Genomic DNA, 22772 nt, shown 5'->3' with positions numbered 1-22772 from the left:
ATCCCACCACAACCAGTAGCTTCCCTAGGCGCTGACGGCTGAAACTCTGGCGGGCTCATTGGTCGCGTCACTGGCTGGGTGATCATTCGCGTATCCGCACACATCAGGCGGCACTCCGCCTGATCTCATCGACTCTTCAGCAAGCTACCAGCCTGTCTTTCTGAGCGGGAACTCGGCCCACCCTGAATGCTCCTCCTTCTCGCCCAGTTGGTGGCCCCGCCCCTCCAGGATGGTCCGATCCGCCTTCCGGCCGCCCCCCGCCCGTTCGAGCGTCCCGCTCCCGCCGAACCCCAGCCGGCCCCTCCGATCGACGTCCGCCCCCTGGAGGCCCCCGCCCCCCAGCCCGACGGCAGTGCACCGCCGCCGGCCGGCCCCGCCGCCCCGGGACCAGGCCCCCAGGCACAGGCACCCCTGCCGGAGATCCGCGGGCTGACGCTCTACAGCCCCGAGCAGGTGGCCGCGATCCTGGCCGAATGCCGCCGGATCGCCGCTGCCACCGAACGGCTGAAGGCCTGCGCCGTGGCCCTGAGCACCCGGCTCGTCTTCGACGGGTACGTCAGCAGCCGGGTCTATGTGGTGAGCGACCCGGCGCCCGGGTATCTCGATGTGGTGGAAGGCCGGGTGGTCGGCATCCAGGTCTCGGGCAGCGATCCCTGGCTGAACCGCCGCGTCGGCCGGCTGCTGCGGCCCCTGCGGGGCCAGATCCTGCGGCTGTCCACGGTGGAGCTGCAGCTGCAGCTGCTCAAGAGCCAGCCGGGCATCGGCAGTGTGCGGGGCACCCTGGCGCGGCTGGGCAGCGATCCCTCCGAAGGGGTGTTCCGCGTTGCCGTGGAGCACTCCAAGGAGCCCTGGCAGGGGGATCTGGCCCTGCGCAATGACGGCAACAGCGGCTCGGGGGAGTTCCGCGCCGTGGCCACGCTGCTGAAGCCGAGCCTGCTGCAGCGCGGGGACACCCTGCTGATCTACAGCGAGCTCAATGCCACCGACAGCCCGGAGCTGGGCGCCGCCATCGCCTCCCTCAGCTACACCTACCCCCTCAGCGACAGCGTCAGCCTCACCGGCGGCCTCGGCTTCAGCCGCCGCAACCTGGTGGAACTGCCCGCCCCGGCCGACGGGTTCTCCACCAGCCAGTACCAGGCCCTGGCCCAGTTCGAGTGGGTGTTCCGCGAATCCCTCAGCCAGCGCTGGAGCCTCTTCGCCGGCTACAGCAACAGCCGCAGCAATATCTACGAACAGGGCAGCGCCCTGCCGGCCTCGGTGCCCGCCAGCATCCGCGCCCCCGCCGGCGGCTACCTGCGGCTCGGCGTCAACGGCAGCGGCGCCGGCCGCCACAGCAGCTGGAGCGGCAGCGCTTACCTGCTGCAGGGCATCGCCGCGGCGACCCCGGCGGTTCAGCGCCAGGAACTGGCCGAAGCAGGCATCGTGGCGGGCCGGGCCACCGCCATCGGCGGCCTCCTCTCCGCCTCCTGGACGGTCTCCCCCCGCTGGCAGGTCAACCTGCGGACCGCCGCCCAGCTGGCCTTCGCCCCGCTGACCTCCTCGATGCAGTTCACCCTCGGCTCCGATGTGGGCCTGCGCGGACTGCCGGGCCAGCTGATCAGCGGTGACAGCGGCTGGCTGGCCAGCACCGAGGCCGTCTGGACGTTCTGGGACAGCAGGACCAGCGCCCTCCAGCTGGTCCCCTTCATCGGGGCCGGCGGCGTCCGCACCAGCGTCAGCGGTGGCTCCTTCGGCGACACGGTGGGCTCCGGCGGGCTGTTGCTGCGCTGGCTGGCCAGCAACCACTGGTCGCTGGAGCTGGGCTGGGCCGTGCCCTTCTCCACCACCGACAACCTGGGCCCCTGGAACGACTGGCTCCTGGGCCAGGGGCTCTACACCCGGGTGAACTACCGCTTCTGAGCCTCAGCCGCCCAGCTTCAGCCGCCACCCAGCTGGGCGGTCAGCAGCCGACGGGCCTCCGCCAGCGCCCCATCGAGGGCGGCGCCGTCCCGCCCCCCCGCCTGGGCCAGCTGGGGCCGGCCACCGCCGCCGCCGCCGCAAAGCTTGGCGATGCCACCGATGAAGGCCCCCGCCTTGGCCCCGGAGGCCACCACCGCGGGGCCGAAGGCCGCCACCAGGATCACCTTGCCCAGCTCCGCCGGGTCTGGCAGACCACCGAGCACCACGGCCGCCCCCTCCCCGAGCTGCTGCTGCAGGCGCTGGGCGGCCTCCTGCAGGCCGGCGCCATCGACGCCATCGAGGCGCTGCACCAGCAGCCGGTGGGGTCCGATCGCCTCGGCCCGCTCCGCCAGGGCACTGGCCTTGGCCGCCGCCAGGGCCCCCCGCGCCGCCGCCAGCTCCTTGAGGCTGGCCCGCAGCTCCTCGCCCTGGAGGGCCACCCGCTCGAGGATCTCGCCCGGCTGGGCCTTGAAGCGGTCGGCCAGCTCACGCACCACCCGGTCGCGCTCCCGCAGGTAGGGGAGCAGGGCGGGGCCGGCCACGGCCTCGATGCGGCGGATGCCCGCCGCCACCCCCGTCTCGGCGACGATCCGGAACAGGCCGATCTCGGCGGTGTTGGCCACGTGGGTGCCGCCGCAGAGCTCCATCGAGACGCCGGGCACGTCCACCACCCGCACGACCTCGCCGTACTTCTCACCGAACATGGCCACGGCGCCGGCGGCCCGGGCCCGTTCCAGGGCCATCTCCGCCACCTCCAGGGGATGGGCCTCGGCGATCCAGCCGTTGACCAGGTCCTCGATCTGCTCCAGCTCGTCCGGGGTCAGGGCCCGGGGGCAGTGGAAGTCGAAGCGCAGCCGGTCGAAATCCACCAGGGAGCCCGCCTGGGAGATGCCGTCATCGACCACCTGCTTCAGGGCCGCCTGCAGCAGGTGGGTGGCGGTGTGGTGGGCCTGGGCGCGGCGGCGGCAGCTGCGATCCACCCGGGCCTGCACCACATCGCCCACCGCCAGACGGCCGCGCTCGATCCGGCCGCTGTGGACGAACACGCTGCGGTTGCGGCTCACCGCATCGATGGCCACGATCAGGCCTCCCCCGACCCCGGCGCCCCCCTCCCCGGCCAGCAGCACGCCCCGGTCGCCCACCTGGCCGCCCGATTCGCCGTAGAAGGGAGTGCTGTCGAGCACGATCTGCACCGCATCGCCGGCGGCGGCGGCGGTGGCCGGTTCCCCGTTCACCACCAGGGCCAGCACGCACGCCGCCTGGTCGAGGGCCTCGTAGCCACGGAAGTCGGTGGGCTCGAGCGCACCGGCCACCTGCTCGATCGCCCCCTGCAGGGTGAGGTCGATGCTCACGGCGGCCGCCTTGGCCCGCTGCCGCTGGCGCTCCATGGCCGCCTCGAAGCCCTCCAGATCCACCGTCAGGCCGTGCTCCTCGGCGATCTCCTCGGTGAGCTCCAGCGGGAAGCCGTAGGTGTCATAGAGCTCGAAGGCCGCGTCACCGCTGATGCGCTCCGGCCGGGCGGCGAGCACCTCGGCCAGCAGCTTCTCGCCCCGCTCCAGGGTGTCCAGGAAGCGGGCCTCCTCCCGCACCAGCTCCGCCAGGATCACCTCGCGGCGCTGCGGCAGCTGGGGATGGGCCGGGGCCATCAGCTCGATCGCCGCCTCCCCCATGACCGCCAGGAAGGGACGGTCGATGCCCAGCAACCGGCCATGGCGCACGACCCGGCGCAGCAGACGGCGCAGCACGTAACCCCGGCCCAGGTTGGAGGCGGTGACGCCGTCGGCGATCAGCTGGGTGATGGCCCGGCTGTGGTCGCCGATCACCTTGAGGGAGATCTGGCCACGGGCGTCGAGGGCGCGGTACTCGACCCCCGCCAGGGCGGCGGCGGCTTCCACCAGCGGGTAGATGAGGTCGGTCTCGTAGTTGTTCGGCACCTGCTGCAGGATCTGGGCCATGCGCTCCAGACCCATGCCGGTGTCGATGCTGCGCCGGGCCAGGGGCGTGAGGGTGCCGGCCGCGTCGCGGTTGTACTGCATGAACACCAGGTTGTAGAACTCGATGAAGCGGCTGTCGTCCTCCAGGTCGATGCCGTCATCACCCCGTTCCGGGTGGAAGTCGTAGTAGATCTCCGAGCAGGGGCCACAGGGGCCGGTGGGACCGGAGGCCCAGAAGTTGTCGGCCTCATCCATGCGGATGATTCGCTTCGGATCCACCCCCACGGCGTCACGCCAGATGGCGGCGGCCTCGTCGTCCTCCCGGAAGACGCTGACCACCAGGTGGGCCGGATCGAGGCCGAACACTTCGGTGGTGAGTTCCCAGGCCCAGGCGATCGCCTCCTCCTTGAAGTAGTCGCCGAAGGAGAAGTTCCCCAGCATCTCGAAGAAGGTGTGGTGCCGGGCGGTGCGGCCCACGTTCTCGATGTCGTTGGTGCGGATGCACTTCTGGCTGCTGGTGGCCCGGGGCGCCGGCGGCGGGGCCTGGCCGAGGAACACCGGCTTGAAGGGCAGCATGCCGGCGATGGTGAGCAGCACCGTCGGGTCGTCGGGCACCAGGGAGGCGCTGGCCATCCGCCGGTGCCCCCGCTGCTCGTAGAAGGCGAGGAAGGCCTCCCGGATCTCGGCTCCGCTGCGGGGCCTGGGGCGGGTGGAATCGGCAGCCATCACGACAACGCAGGGAGAGGTCCTGGGACAGGCATGATCGCCCAGCGCGGGGGCCCGGAGTCGCCCCGGCGGCCTCAGTCGTGCTCCATCAGCGTCAGCTGGAGGCTCGCCCGGCAGCTCCAGGATGACGTTTGGATGATCAGGCCTGGGGCCCCAGCAGGGCGTCCAGATCGACCGCATCGATCTGGGCGGTGGCCATGAAGCGCTCCGCGTAGGTGAGGTACACCCCGGATCGCAGGAACAGTTCGAACAGGTCCGCATCGATGCGGCCGCGGTCCCGCAGGCCGGCCAGGATCGCCAGGGACTGGGACAGGGGCATCCCCTGCTTGTAGGGCCGATCGGCGGCGGTCAGGGCCTCGAAGATGTCGGCGATGGCCAGGATCCGGGCCGGGATCGACAGCTGTTCCGCCCCCAGCCCCCGGGGGTAGCCGCGGCCGTCGAGGGTTTCGTGGTGCCCCCCCGCAATCTCCGCCACGCGGGCCAGGGAGGGGGGAAAGGCCATGCTCTCCAGCATCACGATCGTGTGGATCATGTGCTCGCGGATCTTGTAGATCTCCTCCGGGGTCAGGGTGCCCCTGGCCACCGAGAGGTTGTGGAGCTCGCCGCGGTTGTAGAGCAGCTCCGGCACCGCCAGGTTGAAGCCCCAGCGGGCTTCCGGCACCTCCTCGGCCGGCCGGGGGATGCGGTGCTGGGGGGCGTCGCTGAGCAGGGTCTCCCGGGCGGGCAGGGGCGGCGACGGCCCGCCATAGCGGGCCTGCTCCTCCCAGCCCAGGCCGATCCTGTCGTCGAAGTGGCGCCACCAGGTGCGTTCCGCCAGCCGCCGGAGCTGGGCGAGATCCTCCGGGTCGGTGCCTTCGCTGCCCAGGTTGCAGCGGGCCACGCAGGCGAAATCCGCCTGCAGCTCCTGCTCCAGCCGGGCGTAGTCCCGCTGCAGGGCCTCCGGATCACCGCCCGCCACCAGACCCTCCAGCAGGGCGATGCGCCCGTCCCGGAGCAGCACCTCGAAGCGGGTGCGGATCTCGTGCAGCCGGTTGACGGGGGCGTCCAGCTTGGTGGCCTTCTCCACCACCGCCTCGGGGGTCACGATCTTGCCGCAGTCGTGCAGCCACGCCGCCGTGCGGAACTCCCGGCGTTCGGCTTCCCCCTGGAAGCGGAAAGCGGCCAGGGGCCCCTCCTCGGTGGCCTCCGCCGCCTCCGCCAGCAACAGGGCCAGCTCCGGCACCCGGGAACAGTGGCGGCCGGTGTGGGAACTGCGGGCATCGATCGCTCCCGCCAGCAGGGCAATCATCGAATCGATCTGCCGCTGCTGCCCCTCCAGCGCCTGGGTGCGCTCGACGCAGACGGCCGCCAGGGCGGCCAGGGCCTCGATCAGCTGCTGGTCGCCGGCGTCGTAGGGGCGGACGAGCGCGGCGGCCGTCTCAGGGGTGAGCACCGAGCCCGCCTCCCGTTTGCGGTTGATCAGCTGCATCACCCCGACCACCTCCCCGGCCATGGTCCGCAGCGGCACCACCAGCATCGAGACCGCCCGGTAGCCCATGCGGCGATCCAGTTCGGCGTCGAAGCGGTAGGGGCGGTCGGCGGGAATCGCGTAGACGTCGGGCAGGTTGAGCACCTCGCCGTGCAGGGCCGTCCAGCCCACCAGCCGCTCAGGGGTGATCGGGAAGCGCACGTCCAGCAGGCTGGCGTCGATGCCGGTGTCGCCGGCGGCCAGGGAGCTGTTCTGGAAGGCGGTGAACCAGAGCCGCTTCTCCCCCTTCTCCTCCTCCACCAGGTAGATGCTGCCGGCATCGCTCAAGGTGAGATCCCTGGAGCTGGAGAGGATCTGCCGCAGCAGGGCCGGCAGGTTGAGCGCCCCGCTGATGGCGGTGGCGATCTGGAGCATCTCGGGCAGCGCGCGCCGGGCCTGGTGGGCGTCGGAGGCGTGCGGTGGCGGATGGGCGGCGCTCAAGGGGGTGGCCAACCGTGGTGGGGTCGGTGTCCTGCCCGGCAGCAGGAACGCGTGACTGGGCCAGGGAAACACCGGAACCCCGTGAGGGCAATGGCGGGCCGGGCCTGGGGCCCGCAGGCGTCGGTTCGTACCGGAGGGGCCGGGCGAAAGGGGCTGGGTGGGGGCGCGGAGAAGGGGTTGTGCTGGTTGCCCTGCTGGGTGGGGCAGCACCAATGAATAATGTAAGCCTGCCGGTGGCCAGGCATGATCGGGCCATCGCCATGGCCTTGCCGTTGACCCAGGCGTCCGACGATTCCCGTGCCCGTCTGCGGCTGCAGTCCCTGTCGTGGGCGCTGCTGGGCGGACTCGCCGCCGCCCTGATCGGCCTGCCGGCCGGCCTGGAGAGCGGGCTGCGATCGGCGGGCTGCGGCTTCTTCTACGGCCTGCTGGCCTTCCACCTCCAGCGTGTCGATCCGGATGACGACCATCTGGCCGCCGGCCTGGTGGGGGCGGTCTGCGGCATCCGCAGCCTCGGTGGGCCCGTGGCGGTCACCCCCCTGGCCCTGCCGGTCCCGGCGATCCATTCCCTGCTGCACCAGCCCCTGGCCAGTGGGGCGATCAGCGGGATCCTCGAGCTGCTGCGCGGCTGGCTGCCGCTCTGGCTGCCCCTGATCGGCAGCGCCTTGCTGCTGCAGGCCGCCCAGCGCCTCCTGCCGGCCCTGCGGCCATGAGCCTGCTCCATGCCACCTGGCTGTTTCCGCCGGAAGGGCCCGGGGGCCGGCTGCTGCTCTGGGCCGACACCTGGAGGGTCGCGACGCCGGTGGCGCCGCTGCGCACCGTTCCCGACCATCCCCTCTCGCTCAGCGTCGACGATCTGGGCGCCTGGCTGGATGACCATGGCCTCTGGTCGGAGGCCTTCCGGCCGGCGGAGGCCCAGCTCACCCTGCCCAGCCGCAGCCAGGGGGCCCGGGGCCGCCGCAAAGCAGCCAGCGAGGGTCTGGCGGCCTGGAGCGGTCTGCCGCTGCAGGCGGGCGAACCGATCCCGAAGGAGGTGCAGTGGTGGCCCTGGCGGGTGGAGGGTCTGGCCCTCGATCCGGCGGGGGCGGGCGAATGGCTGGCCGGCCTGCCCCTCTCCGGCGACGATCCCGGCCTGGCCGACGATCTGCGCTGGTGGAGCCACCTGGAGCGCTGGGCCCTGAGCCTGATCGCCCGCGGCCGCTGGCTGCCCCAGGTGGAGGAGGAGCGGGCCCGCTGGCTGCCCCTGCTGAACCGGGAAGGGGACCGGCGCCGGCTGGAGGAACTGGCCATCCGGCTGCCCCAGGTGGCCACCTGCGCCATGGCCCCCGGAGCCCCGGGGGAGGGGGGTCTGGCCTGCCGCCGACCTGGCAGCGGCCGGCTGCGGGTGGCCAGCCTGCTGGAGGCCCTGCTCGACGGCCAGCTGCGCGCCGGCTTCCGACCCCCCACCGACGGACTCGATCCCCTGCTGGTGGCCTGGCAGAAGGCCCTCGGCCCCGGCCCCGGCCGGCTGGAACTGGACGAGGAGGAGCGGGAGCGGCTGGCGGTGGCCACCCACCACTGGCGCGAGGCGGTGGCGGGGCGCGTCGCCCCCGCCCGCGCCTGCCTGGAACTGTTCACCCCCGAAGAGGGCGAGGAGCTCTGGGAGCTGCGCTTCTCCCTGCAGGCGGAGGCCGATCCCAGCCTGCGGGTGCCGGCCCGCACGGTCTGGAATGCGGGCGACGGCCGGCTCCAGCTGGGGGAAGTGGAGGTGGCCGAGCCGGGCCAGCTGCTGCTGGAGGGGATGGGCCGGGCTCTGCAGGTGTTCGAACCGATCGGGCGGGGCCTCGATGCGGCGGCGCCGGAAACGATGCAGCTCACCCCGGCGGAGGCCTTCGTGCTGGTGCGCACCGCCGCCGTCCAGTTGCGCGACGTGGGGGTGGGGGTGGTGCTGCCGGCCAGCCTCAGCGGCGGACTGGCCAGCCGGCTGGGCCTCTCCATCGAGGCCGAGCTGCCCGAGCGTTCCCGCGGCTTCTCCCTGGGGGAAAGCCTCGAGTGGAAATGGGAGCTGATGATCGGCGGGGTGACGCTCACCCTCAAGGACCTGCAGCGCCTCTCCGCCAAGCGCAGTCCTCTGGTGCAGCACAAGGGGGCCTGGATCGAGCTGCGGCCCAGCGATCTCAGGAACGCCGAGCGCTTCTGCGCCGCCGGACCCAACCTCAGCCTCGACGATGCCCTGCGGCTCACAGCGAGCGACGGCGACACCCTGATGCGGCTGCCGGTGCATCAGTTCACCGCCAAGCCCCGGCTGCACGCCGTCCTGGAGCAGTACCACCAGCAGAAGGCCCCCGATCCCCTGCCGGCGCCGGAGGGCTTCGCCGGCCAGCTGCGGCCCTACCAGGAGCGGGGCCTGGGCTGGCTGGCCTTCCTGCACCGCTTCGACCAGGGGGCCTGCCTGGCGGACGACATGGGCCTGGGCAAGACGGTCCAGCTGCTGGCCTTCCTGCAGCACCTCAAGGTGGAGCAGGAGCTGAAGCGCCCCGTCCTGCTGGTGGCCCCCACCTCGGTGCTCACCAACTGGAAGCGGGAGGCGGCAGCCTTCACGCCGGATCTGGAGGTGCGGGAGCACTACGGTCCCCGCCGGCCCTCCACCCCCGACAAGCTGGCCAAGGCCCTCGACGGGGTGGATCTGGTGCTCACCAGCTACGGGCTGCTGCAGCGCGACAGCGAGCTGCTGGAGAGCATCGACTGGCAGGGCGTGGTGATCGACGAGGCCCAGGCGATCAAGAACCCGGCGGCCAAGCAGAGCCAGGCGGCCCGCGACCTGGCGCGTCCCGGCAAGCAGGGCCGCTTCCGCATCGCCCTCACCGGCACCCCCGTCGAGAACCGGGTGAGCGAGCTGTGGGCGCTGATGGACTTCCTCAATCCGCGGGTGCTGGGGGAGGAGGGCTTCTTCCGCCAGCGCTACCGGCTGCCGATCGAGCGCTACGGCGACATGAGTTCCCTGCGGGATCTCAAGGCCCGGGTCGGGCCGTTCATCCTGCGGCGCCTCAAGACCGACCGCTCGATCATCTCCGACCTGCCGGAGAAGGTGGAGCTGCGCGAATGGGTGGGCCTGTCGGCGGAGCAGACGAAGCTCTACCGCAAGACCGTCGACGAGAGCCTCGAGGCCATCGCCCGCGCCCCCCTGGGCCAGCGTCACGGCCAGGTGCTGGCCCTGCTCACCAGGCTCAAGCAGATCTGCAACCATCCGGCCCTGGCCCTCAAGGAGAGCGCGGTCGACAACGGCTTCGCCGGCCGCAGCGCCAAGCTGCTGCGGCTGGAGGAGATCCTCGAGGAGGTGATCGAGGCGGGCGACCGGGCCCTGCTGTTCACCCAGTTCGCCGAATGGGGCCACCTGCTCAAGGTCTACCTGGAGCAGCGCTGGCGCCAGGACGTGCCCTTCCTGCACGGCGGCAGCAGCAAGACCGACCGGCAGGCAATGGTGGACCGCTTCCAGGAGGATCCCCGCGGCCCCCAGCTGTTCCTGCTCTCGCTCAAGGCCGGGGGTGTGGGCCTCAACCTCACCCGGGCCAGCCACGTGTTCCACATCGACCGCTGGTGGAACCCCGCCGTGGAGAACCAGGCCACCGACCGGGCCTACCGGATCGGCCAGACCAGCCGCGTGCTGGTGCACAAGTTCATCACCAGCGGCTCGGTGGAGGAGAAGATCGATCGGATGATCGAGGAGAAATCCAGGCTGGCCGCCGACATCGTCGGCAGCGGTGAGGAGTGGCTCGGTGGCCTGGAGGTGGGCCAGCTGCGGGATCTGGTGGCCCTGGAGGAGAGCTGAACGGGCTGGGCCGAGCGTGGCCTCAGCGGCGGGCGAGGCTCACGTCGCCAGGTTGGGCGAGCTCCGCCGTCTCCCCGATCACGGGCAGCAGCAGGGGCAGGGCGGCCGGCGCGGGGGGCTGGCCCATGCGGCGCAGCCAGCGGTAGTGGGAGGCCACACCGGCCAGGAAGGACGGGTGGGTGCGGAAGGGGACCTGGCAGTCGCGGCAGGTCTGCTCGACGATGGCGGAGATCTGCGGGTAGTGCACGTGGCAGATCTGGGGGAACAGGTGATGCTCCACCTGGAAGTTGAGGCCGCCCAGCAGCCAGGTCAGCAGGCCGTTGGAGCGGCTGAAATCCACGGTGGTGGCCAGCTGATGGCCGGCCCAGGGACCCATGGCCGGGCTGGTGGGGTCGGCCATGGGGAAATCGGCCTCCTCCACGCAATGGGCCAGCTGAAACACCACGCTGAGCACGAGGCCCTGCACCATCGCCGTCACCACGTAGCAGGCGATCACCGCACCGATGGGGTGGAACTGCAGGGGGATGGCGAACGCCAGGGAGAAGAAGATGGCCTTGCCGGCCAGGAACACCAGCCAGTCGGCGGGGCCCAGGCGGGGCAGGGAGTGGTCACCGCGGCCGCGGGCGGCCAGATCGGCGAAGTCATCGAAGAACTGCCACTTGATGGGCAGCATTCCGTAGAGAGGCCAGAGATAGAGGTGCTGCCAGCGATGCCACCAGCGGTGGGGCTGATGGGGGGAGAGCCGGCCGATCAGGCCGAGGTTGATGTCGTCGTCGTGGCCGGCGATGTTGGTGAAGGTGTGATGCAGCCCGTTGTGCTTGTGGGCCCAGATCAGGGAACTGCCGCCGAGCAGATCCAGGGTCATGGCGGCGGCCCTGTTGATCCAGCGATGGCGGGAGTAGGCCCCGTGGCCCCCGTCGTGCTGGATGTTGAAACCGATGGCGGCGATCGCCAGGCCCAGAACGGCCGACAGCAGGATCGCCACCGGGCCGCTGTCGGCCCGGAAGACCAGCAGCCCGTAAGTGAGGGCGAACCAGGCCAGGATGACCACCGATTTGAGCACCATGGCCAGCGAATCGCGCCGGTCCTGCCCGGTGGTCTCGAAGTGGTCGTGAACCCTTGCCCTCAGAAGACTGTGAAAACCGTCGCCGGCGCCGAACGTGATGCGATTCAAGGACTCCACGCCCTGCGTCGGGACAACCTAGGCCAGTGGCTCCGGCAGGCGTCAGGATGGGCGGCGTGAGGCCGGCGGCATGACCAGCTCCTTCCCCGGCGCCTCCGGCGCCATCACCACCCAGCTGGGCCAGCAGGGCCTGGGGCAGCAGCCCTGGTGGGTGGAGCAGTGGATGGAGCTGATCCACTCCTACCGGTTCAAGAAGCGCCTGGAGCGCGCCTGGACCTACGCCCGGGAGGGCAATGTCGTCTCGATCCGCTTCGAGGGGCGCCGGGTCCACGCCCGCGTGCAGGGCACTGACCCGGATCCCTACAAGGTGAAGCTCTGGCTCGACGTGCTCAACGACGAGGACTGGGGCTATGTGCTGGAGGCCCTGAGCCAGAAGGCCCGCTGGTCAGCCCAGCTGCTGGCGGGGATCATGCCCGCCGACATCGAGCGGGCCTTCGCCGCCAGCGGCAAGCGCCTGTTCCCCTTCAAGCTCCAGGAGGTGCGCAGCGAGTGCAGCTGCCCCGACAAGGCCAACCCCTGTAAGCACATCAGCGCCGTCTACTACCTGATGGGGGACCGCTTCAGCGAGGACCCCTTCGTGCTCTTCCAGCTGCGGGGCCGCACCCGCAGCCAGCTGCTGGGCGACCTGGCCAAGCGCCGCCGGGAGGGGGTGGCGGCCCCCCTGGAGCACGCCCCCCACCCGATCCACCCCGCCATCGCCGACCCGGCCCGCTGGTGGCGCTACGGCGCCCCGCTCGACCCCGATCTGGTGGTGATCACCCCGGCCATGGAGGGGGAATCGGGCCTCGATGGCGCCGGCCCCCTGCCCCTGGCGGAGGAACCGCGCTTCCCGGAGGCCAACCGGCTCTTCCTCGACCGGCTCAAGGACCACGGAACGGCCATGGCCCAGCAGGCGATGCTGCGGGCCATGGCCACCGGGGCCGATGCCGAGCCCTGAACCACCCCCCTGGCTGAGCCAGGACGCCATCGCCACCGCCGGCCGGCTCCTCGAAGGCCACCGGCTGGCGTTCGGCCGGCCCCTGCTCGCGGGCGTCGCGGTCGAGCGCTCGCCGCTGCAGGCGGCCCAGGAACTGTTCGTGGCCGCCACCGTCGTCCTGGCCCATGACGGCGGCGCCGATCCCCGGCTGATCTACGCCAACCGGGCCGCCCTGGTGCTGTGGCGCCGCTCCTGGGACGCGATGGTGGGCCTGCCCTCGCGGCTCACGGCGGAGCCGGCCGAACGGCAGAGCCGGGCCCTGGCCCTGGAGCGGGCCCGCCGCTGCCAGGCGCTCGAGGGCTACGGGGGCATCCGCATCGACAGCGGCGGGCGCCGCTTCCGCATCGAGAACGCCCGGCTGTGGACCCTGCGGGAGTCCGGCGGCCGGCCCTGCGGCCAGGCGGCCGCCTTCGGCCGCTGGTGGTGGCTGGAGCCCCCCCGTTCCGGTTCTCCGCCCCCGCTGGCGTAGGGGCCGAACCCGGTCCGGGGGACCGAACCTGGGCCGTCGGTTCTCCCCCTCGATGTCCCCGGGCAAGGCGGGCACATTGATCGGGCGGGTGGTTCCTCACCCGACCATCCCCGTCGCTCCCTTCGGAAGCACCAACCATGCGCACGCTTCATCCCTCCCCCTTCGATCTCTTCGACCGGCTGGAGCAACAGCTGCAGACGGCCGAGCGTGTTCCCGCCGCCGAGATCCACGAAACCGAGGACACCTACACCATCGCCCTGGAGCTGCCCGGCGTCGACCGCGCCTCCATCGACGTCAAGGCCACGGACCGCTCCCTGATCATCAGTGCCGAGCGCCGCTGCCAGCCGTCGGCCGCCACCGCCGCCGCCAGCCCCGAGGACGGCAACGGCGAAACCCCGGCCGCGGAAGCCCGCCGTCGGGCGCCGCTGCTCAGTGAGTTCCGCTACGGCACCTGGAGCCGCAGCTTCCGCTTCCCCGGCGGCATCCAGCGGGACGCCCTCGAAGCCCACTACCGCGATGGCCTGCTGACGGTGACGGCGCCCAAGGCCCAGTCCCTGACCACCGTCAGCGTGAAAGTGGCCGACTGAGCCCCGAGGCCCTCAGTCCTCGAGGCGCTCCGCGGAGTCGAGGGAGAGGCCGATCACCGAGATGTAGCTGGTGGCCTCGATCCACCGGATCGTGCCCCTCAGGTCGTAGGTCTCTCCTTCACCATCCCCCACCACCACGTTGCAGGGATGGCCCACGGTCGGCTGGTGGCCGGCCTCGATGGCGACCTTCAGGCCATCGGCGCTCAGGTCGAGCACCTCGGCGAACACCCCTTCGGATGGTTGCCGCGACGCGAAATGGAGGCGGGCCGTGGCCAGACCCGTCGGAGGCTTGAAACGGTCGGAGCGGGAGGCTTCCTCCAGGCGCTTCTCCAGGCGTCGAAAGGCCTCCCGAAACCGTTCCAGGTCTCCGGTGGCCATTTATCCTCTCGACCGCGGACTATTCCTGACCATTGTTCCAGGGTTCTGCGGGATACCCGCGGTTGGTCTAACAGACCGAAAAGCCTTCTGCCCTGCCTACAGTCACACGTCTGCGGAAGGAGTCTGACCCCATGAGCAGCAGCACCGCCAGCGCCCCGACCACCCTGCAGGCTGGGCCGGAGGCCGAGCCCTCCCGGCTCAGCCTGCAGTGCGAGCCGATCGCGGCCGACACCACGGCGATCCGCTCCCTCGACTGGGACCGCAGCCGCTTCGACATCGAGTTCGGCCTGCGCAACGGCACCACCTACAACGCCTTCCTGGTGCGGGGCGAGCGCACCGCCCTGGTGGACACCAGCCACGCCAAGTTTCGCGACACCTGGTTACCCCTGCTGGAGGGTCTGATCGACCCCACGGCGATCGATCATCTGATCGTCTCCCACACCGAACCGGACCATTCCGGCCTGATCGGTGATCTGATCGACCGCCACCCGGACATCGAGATCGTCGGCTCCAAGGTGGCGATCCAGTTCCTGCAGGACCAGGTGCACCGGCCGTTCCGCAGCCGGGCCGTGAAGAGCGGCGACGAGCTCGACCTGGGCGTCCATCCCGAGAGCGGCGTGGGGCATCGCTTCAGCTTCCTCAGTGCCCCCAACCTGCACTGGCCCGACACGATCTTCTCCTTCGACCACGGCACCGGCATCCTCTACACCTGCGATGCCTTCGGCCTCCACTACTGCTCCGACGACCTGTTCGATGTCGACCCCGGCGCCATCGCCCCGGACTTCCGCTTCTACTACGACTGCCTGATGGCCCCCAACGCCCGCAGCGTGCTGCAGGCGCTCAAACGCATGGACGGGCTGCCGGAGATCACCACGATCGCCGTCGGCCACGGCCCCCTGCTGCGGGAGCACCTGCCCCTCTGGCTGGGCGACTACCGCGACTGGAGCGGCCAGCGCAGCGCCGGCGAGGCCTACGCGGCCGTCTGCTATCTGAGCCAGTACGGCTTCTGCGACCGTCTCAGCCAGGCCATCGCCCGGGGGGTGGGCAAGGCCTCCGGCCAGGTGCAGCTCGTCGACCTGCGCGCCACCGATCCCCAGGAGCTCGCCGCCCTGATCGGTGAGGCCAGCGCCGTGGTGGTTCCCACCTGGCCCGCCGCCCCCGATGCCGAGCTGCAGACGGCCATCGGCACCCTGCTGGCCGCCCTCCAGCCCAAGCAGTGGGTGGGCTGCTACGACGCCTTCGGCGGCAACGACGAACCGATCGACACCCTGGCCGGCCAGCTGCGCAACCTGGGGCAGAAATGGGCGTTCGAGCCCCTGCGCATCCGCCAGGTCCCCGGCGGCGCCGACTACCAGCGCTGCGAGGAGGCCGGCACCGACCTGGGCCAGCTGCTCACCAAGGAGAAGACCATCGCCGCCATGAAGGCCATCGACGGCGACCTGGACAAGGCCCTGGGGCGCCTCAGCGGCGGCCTGTACATCGTCACGGCCCGCCAGGACGACGAAGCCGGCAGCCGCAGCGGCGCCATGGTGGCCAGCTGGGTCAGCCAGGCGAGCTTCGATCCGCCGGGGCTCACCGTGGCGGTCGCCAAGGACCGGGCCATCGAGGCCCTGATGCAGGTGGACGACCGCTTCGTGCTCAACGTCCTGCGGGAGGACAACCACCAGCCGCTGCTGCGCCACTTCCTGCGCCGCTTCCCGCCGGGGGCCGACCGCTTCGCCGGCGTGAACGTGCTCGAGGGCGTGGCCGCCGGCGGTCCCGTCCTCGGGGATGCCCTGGCCTACCTCGGCTGCCGGGTGACCCAGCGCATGGAGGGCCCGGATCACTGGATCATCTACGCGGTGGTGGAAGAAGGCAACGTGGCCGACACCACCGCCGCCACGGCGGTGCATCACCGCAAGGTGGGCAACCACTACTGATGACCACCTCCCCATCCGCGTCCGATCGGCGCGTCATCACCCTGCCGGTGGAACCCGGCCTGCTCTGCCTGCGCGGCCTCAGCCCCAGGCGCCTGCGCTTCGAAGTCGAGTACGGCCTCGAGCGGGGCACCACCGCCAACAGCTTCCTCTTCCAGCAGGGCGCCTCCGGCGGGGCCCCGGTGCTGGTGCACCCGCCGGGGGCCTCCTTCGCCGCCCCCTTCCTGGAGCAACTGGCCCTGCTGGTGCCGGCAGACGCCCCCCTCAAGGTGGTGGTGGGCCACGTCAACCCCAACCGGGTCGCCCTGCTGAAGCAGCTGGCGACGGGCTGGCCGGCCACGGTGCTGGTGGCCTCCAACCCGGGCGCCCAGGTGCTCGCCGAACTCTGGGAGCAGCAGCGGCCCGGCCCGGGGGGTGAGGCCGCCGCGCCCGCCGACGCCGTGCCCCTGCCGACGATCGAGGTGGTCAAGCAGGAGACCAGCCGCACCCTCGCCGACGGCCATGTCCTCACCCTGCTGCCCACCCCCACCCCCCGCTGGCCCGGCGGCCTGATCGCCTTCGAGGCCACCACGGGGCTGCTGATGAGCGGCAAGTTCTTCGCCGCCCACCTCTGCACCGAGGACTTCGCCGAAGCGAACCGCAGCAGCACCGAGGAGGACCGCCGCTACTACTTCGACTGCCTGATGGCGCCGATGGCCCGCCAGGTGGAGACGGTGGTCGACCGGCTGGACGAACTGCCGATCCGCACGATCGCACCGGGCCACGGGCCGGCCATCGCCCAGAGCTGGCGCAGCCTGCTGGCCGACTACCGCCGCTGGGGGGAGAGCCAGGAGAAGGCCAGCCTGTCGGTGGCGCTGCTGTACGCGAGCGCCTACGGCAACACCGCCGCCATCGCCGACGCCCTCTCCCAGGGGGTGGCGCGCAGCGGCGTGCGGGTGGAGAGCATCAACTGTGAATTCGCGCCCGCCGAGCAGCTGCTGGAGGCCATCCACTCCTGCGACGCCCTGCTGATCGGCTCCCCCACCCTCGGCGGCCATGCCCCCACGCCGATCGTCTCGGCCCTCGGCACCGTGCTGGCCGAAGGCGACCGGGCCAAGCCGGTGGGGGTGTTCGGCAGCTTCGGCTGGAGCGGCGAGGCCATCGACCTGCTCGAAGCCAAGCTCCGTGACGGCGGCTTCCAGTTCGCCTTCGAGCCGATCCGGGTGAAGTTCAGCCCGGATCTGGCCACCCTGCGGACCCTTGAGGAAACGGGCACCGCCCTGGGCCGGCGCCTGCGCCAGCAGCACCGCCAGGCCCAGCGGCGCAGCAGCATCGGTGGCCTCAGCGAGAGTCGCACCAACCCGGCGATCCAGGCCCTGGGCCGGGTGGTGGGATCCCTGTGCGTGGTGCTGGCCCGCAAGGGGGACGGCGCCGACGCCATCGGAGGGGCCATGGTGGCCAGCTGGGTGAGCCAGGCCAGCTTCAGCCCCCCCGGCTTCACCGTGGCCGTGGCCAAGGACCGGGCGATCGAGAGCCTGCTGCACGTGGGCGACGCCTTCTCGCTCAACGTGCTGGCGTCAGGGCGCGAGAGCGGCCCGATGAAGCGGTTTCTGCAGCCCTTTCCCCCCGGGGCCGACCGGCTGGCGGGGCTGGAGCTGGAGACCAGTCCCGGCGGCCAGCCCCTGCTGCCGGAGGCGCTGGCCTGGCTGGAGGCCCGGGTCAGCCAGCGGATGGAATGCGGCGACCACTGGCTGCTGTACGCCGAGGCCCTCAGCGGCGACCTGCTGGATGCGGCCGCCACGACGGCCGTGCACCAGCGCCGCAGCGGCGCCGCCTACTGAGGCGCCGGCCTAGGCCGCGTGGGGCGGCGTGGGCGATCCGCCGCCTCCTGCCTGGAAGGGAAGCACGAGGGTGGCCCAGTGGTCGGGGCGCTCCGGGCGGCGGCGCCGGGCCCGGCGCACCCCGAAGGGCACCCGCACCACATTGGTGCCGTCCACCCGCTGGCTGGCCTCCGGCAGATCCGGGGAGAGGATCCCCGTGCCCGGCTCACCGCCTGAACTGTCGTTGCCGTTCATGAACCCCATGACAATGAAAGGCGGTTGCCATCGCCGTGTGGGGATGGCACAGCAATGATGCGCCATCCCGGGGAGAAAAGGTACCGCCGGAACACTCAGGCGGCCAGTTCCGGGATTGCCACTTCCTCGACGCTTGGGCAGGTGCAGACGAGGTTCCGATCACCGAAGGCGTTGTCGATGCGGGCGACGGCCGGCCAGAACTTGGCCTGCCGCTGACTCTCCCCGGCGGGGAAGGCCGCCTCGCTGCGGCTGTAGGCCCGATCCCAGTGGTCGGCGGTGACCGCCGCCAGGGTGTGGGGCGCCTGTTTGAGCGGGTTGTCGAGGGGGTCGGCGGCGCCGGTCTCGATGGCCCAGGCCTCACGGCGGATCCCCTCCATGGCCGCGCAGAAGCGGTCGATCTCCGGCAGCGACTCGCTCTCGGTGGGCTCCACCATCACCGTGCCGGCCACGGGCCAGCTGACGGTGGGGGCATGGAAGCCGTAGTCCATCAGCCGCTTGGCCAGATCGTCCACCTCCAGGCCGCAGCTGCGCTTGAGGGGCCGCAGGTCGAGGATGCACTCGTGGGCCACCCGGCCGCCCCGTCCCCGGTAAAGCACCGGGAAGTGGGGCTCGAGACGCTCGGCGATCAGGTTGGCCGCCAGCAGGGCCACCTGGCTGGCGGTGCGCAGGCCCGAGCCCCCCATCATGCGGATGTACATCCAGCTGATCGGCAGGATGCCGGCACTGCCCAGGGGGGCCGCCGACACCGGACCGATGGCCCGGTCGCCCGCGGCGACGGCCAGGGGGTGGGAGGGCAGGAACGGCACCAGGTGGGCCGCCACCCCGATCGGACCCACCCCGGGGCCGCCGCCGCCGTGGGGGATGCAGAAGGTCTTGTGCAGGTTGAGGTGGCAGACGTCGGCGCCGTAGAGGCCGGGCTTGCAGAGGCCCACCTGGGCGTTGAGGTTGGCGCCGTCGAGGTACACCTGGCCGCCGTGGTCATGGACCACCTGACAGATGCGGCGGATGCCGGTCTCGAACACCCCGTGGGTGGAGGGGTAGGTGACCATCAGGGCCGCCAGGTCGGCGGCGTGGGCGGCGGCCTTGGCCTCCAGGTCAGCGATGTCGATGTTGCCCTGGGCATCGCAGGCCACCGCCACCACCCGCATGCCCGCCATCACGGCGCTGGCCGGATTGGTGCCGTGGGCGCTGGTGGGGATCAGGCACACCTGGCGATGGCCCTCGCCCCGGCTGCGGTGCCAGGCCCGGATCACCATCAGGCCGGCGTACTCCCCCTGGGAGCCGGCATTCGGCTGCAGGGACACCCCCGCAAACCCGGTGATCGCCCCCAGCCAGGCCTCCAGATCCGCCACCAGGGCGGCGTAGCCGGCGGTCTGGTCGGCGGGGGCGAAGGGATGGATCTGGCCGAAGGCCGGCCAGCTCACCGGGGCCAGCTCGGCCGCGGCGTTGAGCTTCATCGTGCAGCTGCCCAGGGGGATCATGCCGTGGACCAGCGACAGGTCCTTGCTCACCAGGCGCTGGATGTAGCGCAGCAGTTCGGTCTCGCTGCGATAGCGGTGGAACACCTCCTGGCGCAGCCAGGGGCACTGGCGCAGGGGCACCCCCTCGAGCAGCTCCGCCAGGGGCCGGGCCTCCAGGGTGGACAGGCCGGCCCGCAGGGCCGCCTGGGCCGCCGCGCCGGCGGCAGCATCCGGCGCCAGGGCGCCCAGCAGGGCAGCCAGCTCCTCGGGCGTGGAGAGTTCATCGAGGCTGATGGCCAGGGCGTCCTGGCCGTCGTCGCCCCGGACCCCGCAGCGGAGGTTGAAGCCGGCGGCCACGGCCCGCAGGCGCAGGGCAGGGGCCGCGGCGGTGCGCACCACGACGGTGTCGAAGCCGGCCCCGGGATCGGCGGGCAGGCCCAGGGCGTCCAGGCCGAGCACCAGACCCTGGCGCAGGACCGGCAGGCGGCGGGCAATGGCCTCGAGGCCATCGGGGCCGTGGTGAACCGCATAGAAGCTCGCCATCACGGCGAGCAGCACCTGGGCCGTGCAGATGTTGCTGGTGGCCTTGTCGCGCCGGATGTGCTGCTCCCGGGTCTGGAGGGCCAGCCGCAGGGCCGGGTTCCCCTCCGCGTCCTTCGACTGGCCCACCAGGCGACCGGGGATCTGGCGCTTGAACGCCTCCCGGGTGGCGAAGAAGGCGGCGTGGGGCCCCCCGAAGCCCATCGGCACGCCGTAGCGCTGCAGGCTGCCGACGGCGATGTCGGCGCCCAGGGCACCCACGGGGGCCAGCAGGGCCTGGGCGAGGGGATCCACGGCCACCGTGCTGATCACCCCGAGGGAGCGGGCCGCCGCCAGCAGCGCGGCGGGATCCCAGAGCCGCCCCTCGACCCCGGGCAGCTGCAGCAGAAGGCCGAACACGTCCTCGCCCAGCACCCCATCGGGGCCGCTGGCGGCAGCTTCGGCGTCGAACGTCTCGATGACGATCCCCAGGGGTTCGGCCCGGGTGTGGAGCACGGCCAGGGTCTGGGGCAGGACGGCGTGGTCAACCAGGAAGCGGCGGGCGCTGGGGCGGGTCGTGACCGCCGTCGCCATCGCCATCGCCTCGGCGGCGGCGGTGGCCTCATCCAGCAGGGAGGCGTTGGCGATCGGCAGCCCCGTCAGCTCGCTGACCAAGGTCTGGAAGTTGAGCAGGGCCTCCAGCCGCCCCTGGGCGATCTCCGCCTGGTAGGGGGTGTAGGCGGTGTACCAGCAGGGGTTTTCCAGCACATGGCGCTGGATCAGGGCCGGCGTCGCCGTGCCGTGGTAGCCGAGGCCGATCAGGCTGCGCAGCACCTGGTTGCGGGAGGCCAGCACCCCCAGCTCCTTCAGGGCCTGGGCCTCCGGGCAGGGCAGCGGCAGGCCGACCTCGGCCTCCTCCGCCGTCAGCAGGATGTCGGCGGGAACGACCTCGGCCGCCAGCTGATCGAGGGACCCGAGGCCGAGCTCCGCCAGCATCCGCTGCTGATCCTCGGGATCCGGACCCAGATGCCGGACCAGGAAGGAGGCGGACACGGGCGTTCGGCGTGGAGGTGGCGGGATCCTAAGGACAATCAGCCCGCCTGCACCTTGGCCCCGTAGGTGGCGGCATCCATCAGGTCGTCGAGCTCAGCGGGGGCCCCCAGCCGCACCAGCAGCAGCCAGCCCTCGCCGTAGGGATCGTTCTGGAGCTCCTCGGGGCTGGCCAGGACGGCCTCGTTGCGGGCCTCCACGGTGCCGCTCACCGGAGCCATCAGATCCTCCACCGCCTTGACCGACTCGACGCTGCCGAAGCTCGTGCCGCGCGCCAGGGCGGCCCCCACCGCCGGCAGCTCGACGAAGACGATGTCCCCCAGCTGGTCGACGGCGAAGGAACTGATCCCGAGCCGCACCAGATCACCCTCCGGACGCACGTATTCGTGGCTCTCGGAATAGCGGCAGTCGTCGGGGAAGGAGTGCGCCAAGGCCGGTGCGATGCGGAGAAGCGGCCATCAGTCTGACCGAGCGGCGCAGTCCGGGGCCTTCCCGATGTCACCAAGGGACGCCAGGGCCGCCAGGGCCCGCTCGAGGGCCAGGGCCACATGGCCGTGGTGGGTGCCGCCCTGGGCGTAGAGCACCCAGGGTTCCCGCAGCGGCGCGTCGGCGGAGAACTCGCTGGTGCTGCCGTCGATGAAGGTGCCGCCCGCCATCACCAGATCGCTGGCATAGCCGGGCATGGGGGCCGGCACCGGATCGAGGTAGGCCCCCACCGGTGAGCTGCGCTGGAACGCCCGGCAGACGGCGATCAGCCGCTCGGCATGGCCGAGCCGGACCGCCTGGATCACATCGCTGCGCTCGGCGCCGGCGGCGGGGTTCACCGCATAGCCCAGACCGGCGAACACCTCGGCCACCAGATCGGCCCCGATCAGGGCCTCGGCCACCATCTGGGGGGCCAGGAACAGCCCCTGGAACAGCAGGCGGTACTGGTCGAAACCGGTGCCGCCCTCGCTGCCGATGCCCGGGGCGGTGAGCCGGCAGCAGGCCATGTCCACCAGGTCGCGGCGGCCGGCCACGTAGCCCCCTGTTGGGGCGATGGTGCCGCCGAGGTTCTTGATCAGGGAGCCGGCGATCAGGTCGGCCCCCACCGCGGTGGGTTCCAGCTCCTGCACCAGTTCCCCGTAGCAGTTGTCGACGAAGCAGACGCAGTCGGGCCGCAGCACCCTGACCCGCTCACAGAGGCGCCCGATCGTGGCCACAGGCAGGGAGGGGCGCCAGCTGTAACCGCAGCTGCGCTGGATCAGCACCATCCGGGTCTCGGGGGCCAGGGCGTCCTCCAGGCCCGCCTCGTCCACCTCGCCATCGGCGCCGAGGGGCAGCTCGTCGTAGGTGATGCCGAACTCGGCCAGGGACCCCTGGCCCGTGCCCCGCAGGCCGATCACCTCCTCAAGGGTGTCGTAGGGACGGCCGGTGAGGGCCAGCAGCCGGTCCCCGGGCCGCAGCACCCCGAACAGGGCGGCGGTGATGGCGTGGGTGCCGCTGACGAACTGGAGCCGCACGGCGGCCGCCTCGGCCTGCAGCACCCGGGCGAAGACCCGGTCCAGCACCTCCCGGCCCAGGTCGCCGTGGCCGTAGCCGCTGACCGAGGCGAAGTGATGCACGCCGAGGCGTTCGGCGGCGAAGGCGTCCAGCACCCGCGCCAGGCGGGGCCGTACGGCGGCGGTGCGGCGGGCGGCCACCGGGGCCAGCCGCTCAAGGGCGGCGGCGACGGTGTCGGCGGGGTGCGCCGTGTCCGTGGGGCCGGTGGGGCCGGGACAGACCTGCTCCAAAGCCCTGGGACCAGCAGGGGTCACTCTGCCATCGTCGCCGTGGGTGAGGATGGGAAG

The 22772-nt window shown here is 71.9% G+C and carries 16 protein-coding genes; 8 read left to right on the top strand and 8 right to left on the bottom strand.

The window, feature by feature from the left end; all coding sequences use genetic code 11:
• Window positions 1-186: 186 nt before the first annotated feature.
• Window positions 187-1899: a ShlB/FhaC/HecB family hemolysin secretion/activation protein gene (locus KBZ08_RS07075; RefSeq protein WP_254972201.1), complete on the top strand. Its 1713-nt coding sequence runs from the start codon at window positions 187-189 to the stop codon at window positions 1897-1899.
• 17 nt (window positions 1900-1916) lie between these two features.
• Here KBZ08_RS07075 and alaS read toward each other — a convergent pair whose 3' ends face one another.
• Together alaS and KBZ08_RS07065 are read right to left on the bottom strand one after the other, a co-directional pair.
• Complete coding sequence (gene alaS, locus KBZ08_RS07070) at window positions 1917-4598, bottom strand: alanine--tRNA ligase (RefSeq protein WP_254972200.1); 2682 nt, start codon at window positions 4596-4598, stop codon at window positions 1917-1919.
• Between the two features lie 139 nt (window positions 4599-4737).
• Window positions 4738-6546: an HD family phosphohydrolase gene (locus tag KBZ08_RS07065; protein ID WP_254972199.1), complete on the bottom strand. Its 1809-nt coding sequence runs from the start codon at window positions 6544-6546 to the stop codon at window positions 4738-4740.
• A gap of 260 nt (window positions 6547-6806) precedes the next feature.
• Between KBZ08_RS07065 and KBZ08_RS07060 the strand changes: the two genes are divergently transcribed.
• Together KBZ08_RS07060 and KBZ08_RS07055 are read left to right on the top strand one after the other, a co-directional pair.
• Window positions 6807-7256, top strand: a complete 450-nt coding sequence (locus KBZ08_RS07060) for a hypothetical protein (RefSeq protein ID WP_106219463.1) — start codon at window positions 6807-6809, stop codon at window positions 7254-7256.
• Window positions 7253-10351: a DEAD/DEAH box helicase gene (locus tag KBZ08_RS07055; protein ID WP_254972198.1), complete on the top strand. Its 3099-nt coding sequence runs from the start codon at window positions 7253-7255 to the stop codon at window positions 10349-10351. Before KBZ08_RS07060 ends, KBZ08_RS07055 begins: the two co-directional genes overlap by 4 nt.
• A gap of 22 nt (window positions 10352-10373) precedes the next feature.
• Here the strand turns inward: KBZ08_RS07055 and KBZ08_RS07050 are convergent, their stop codons facing one another.
• Window positions 10374-11534, bottom strand: coding sequence for an acyl-CoA desaturase (locus KBZ08_RS07050; RefSeq protein WP_254972197.1), 1161 nt, complete (start codon window positions 11532-11534; stop codon window positions 10374-10376).
• Window positions 11535-11604: 70 nt separating this feature from the next.
• Between KBZ08_RS07050 and KBZ08_RS07045 the strand changes: the two genes are divergently transcribed.
• From KBZ08_RS07045 to KBZ08_RS07035, 3 genes are all read left to right on the top strand, one after another.
• Window positions 11605-12471, top strand: coding sequence for an SWIM zinc finger family protein (locus KBZ08_RS07045; protein ID WP_254972196.1), 867 nt, complete (start codon window positions 11605-11607; stop codon window positions 12469-12471).
• A complete protein-coding gene (locus KBZ08_RS07040; RefSeq protein WP_254972195.1) occupies window positions 12458-12979 on the top strand; it encodes an MEKHLA domain-containing protein in 522 nt (173 codons plus the stop codon). The genes KBZ08_RS07045 and KBZ08_RS07040 overlap by 14 nt, the downstream gene beginning before the upstream one ends.
• Window positions 12980-13116: 137 nt before the next feature.
• On the top strand, window positions 13117-13566 hold the full coding sequence (locus tag KBZ08_RS07035) for an Hsp20/alpha crystallin family protein (protein WP_106219470.1): 450 nt from the start codon (window positions 13117-13119) through the stop codon (window positions 13564-13566).
• A gap of 12 nt (window positions 13567-13578) precedes the next feature.
• On the opposite strand, the gene KBZ08_RS07030 is transcribed toward KBZ08_RS07035, so the two are convergent.
• Window positions 13579-13944 carry a PilZ domain-containing protein gene (locus KBZ08_RS07030; protein WP_254972194.1) on the bottom strand — a complete coding sequence of 122 codons (366 nt, stop codon included), beginning with the start codon at window positions 13942-13944 and terminating at the stop codon, window positions 13579-13581.
• 131 nt (window positions 13945-14075) lie between these two features.
• Here KBZ08_RS07030 and KBZ08_RS07025 point away from each other — a divergent pair, with 131 nt between their 5' ends.
• A complete protein-coding gene (locus KBZ08_RS07025; protein ID WP_254972193.1) occupies window positions 14076-15863 on the top strand; it encodes a diflavin flavoprotein in 1788 nt (595 codons plus the stop codon).
• On the top strand, window positions 15863-17680 hold the full coding sequence (locus KBZ08_RS07020; protein ID WP_254972192.1) for a diflavin flavoprotein: 1818 nt from the start codon (window positions 15863-15865) through the stop codon (window positions 17678-17680). The genes KBZ08_RS07025 and KBZ08_RS07020 overlap by 1 nt, the downstream gene beginning before the upstream one ends.
• Window positions 17681-17689: 9 nt before the next feature.
• Here KBZ08_RS07020 and KBZ08_RS07015 read toward each other — a convergent pair whose 3' ends face one another.
• From KBZ08_RS07015 to KBZ08_RS07000, 4 genes are all read right to left on the bottom strand, one after another.
• Window positions 17690-17923, bottom strand: coding sequence for a hypothetical protein (locus tag KBZ08_RS07015; RefSeq protein ID WP_015110242.1), 234 nt, complete (start codon window positions 17921-17923; stop codon window positions 17690-17692).
• 86 nt (window positions 17924-18009) lie between these two features.
• Window positions 18010-20889 carry an aminomethyl-transferring glycine dehydrogenase gene (gene gcvP, locus KBZ08_RS07010; protein ID WP_396122388.1) on the bottom strand — a complete coding sequence of 960 codons (2880 nt, stop codon included), beginning with the start codon at window positions 20887-20889 and terminating at the stop codon, window positions 18010-18012.
• A 95-nt stretch (window positions 20890-20984) separates the two neighbouring features.
• Window positions 20985-21374: a glycine cleavage system protein GcvH gene (gene gcvH / locus KBZ08_RS07005; RefSeq protein ID WP_254972190.1), complete on the bottom strand. Its 390-nt coding sequence runs from the start codon at window positions 21372-21374 to the stop codon at window positions 20985-20987.
• A 27-nt stretch (window positions 21375-21401) separates the two neighbouring features.
• Complete coding sequence (locus tag KBZ08_RS07000) at window positions 21402-22715, bottom strand: methionine gamma-lyase family protein (protein WP_254972189.1); 1314 nt, start codon at window positions 22713-22715, stop codon at window positions 21402-21404.
• Window positions 22716-22772: the final 57 nt, after the last annotated feature.

The organism is Cyanobium sp. Candia 9D4 (assembly GCF_024346155.1).
Taxonomy (GTDB): Bacteria; Cyanobacteriota; Cyanobacteriia; order PCC-6307; family Cyanobiaceae; genus Cyanobium; species Cyanobium minutissimum.
This window is presented reverse-complemented; position numbering and strand designations above follow the sequence as displayed.

Excerpts from the sequence above, each read along its gene's own strand:
- KBZ08_RS07045 (WP_254972196.1), top strand. The coding sequence starts at position 11,605 with ATGACCAGCTCCTTCCCCGGCGCCTCCGGCGCCATCACCACCCAGCTG.
- KBZ08_RS07075 (WP_254972201.1), top strand. The coding sequence starts at position 187 with ATGCTCCTCCTTCTCGCCCAGTTGGTGGCCCCGCCCCTCCAGGATGGT.
- KBZ08_RS07055 (WP_254972198.1), top strand. The coding sequence starts at position 7,253 with ATGAGCCTGCTCCATGCCACCTGGCTGTTTCCGCCGGAAGGGCCCGGG.
- KBZ08_RS07015 (WP_015110242.1), bottom strand. The coding sequence starts at position 17,923 with ATGGGGTTCATGAACGGCAACGACAGTTCAGGCGGTGAGCCGGGCACG.
- KBZ08_RS07035 (WP_106219470.1), top strand. The coding sequence starts at position 13,117 with ATGCGCACGCTTCATCCCTCCCCCTTCGATCTCTTCGACCGGCTGGAG.
- gcvP (WP_396122388.1), bottom strand. The coding sequence starts at position 20,889 with ATGCTGGCGGAGCTCGGCCTCGGGTCCCTCGATCAGCTGGCGGCCGAG.
- KBZ08_RS07020 (WP_254972192.1), top strand. The coding sequence starts at position 15,863 with ATGACCACCTCCCCATCCGCGTCCGATCGGCGCGTCATCACCCTGCCG.
- KBZ08_RS07025 (WP_254972193.1), top strand. The coding sequence starts at position 14,076 with ATGAGCAGCAGCACCGCCAGCGCCCCGACCACCCTGCAGGCTGGGCCG.
- KBZ08_RS07060 (WP_106219463.1), top strand. The coding sequence starts at position 6,807 with ATGGCCTTGCCGTTGACCCAGGCGTCCGACGATTCCCGTGCCCGTCTG.
- alaS (WP_254972200.1), bottom strand. The coding sequence starts at position 4,598 with ATGGCTGCCGATTCCACCCGCCCCAGGCCCCGCAGCGGAGCCGAGATC.
- KBZ08_RS07030 (WP_254972194.1), bottom strand. The coding sequence starts at position 13,944 with ATGGCCACCGGAGACCTGGAACGGTTTCGGGAGGCCTTTCGACGCCTG.
- KBZ08_RS07040 (WP_254972195.1), top strand. The coding sequence starts at position 12,458 with ATGCCGAGCCCTGAACCACCCCCCTGGCTGAGCCAGGACGCCATCGCC.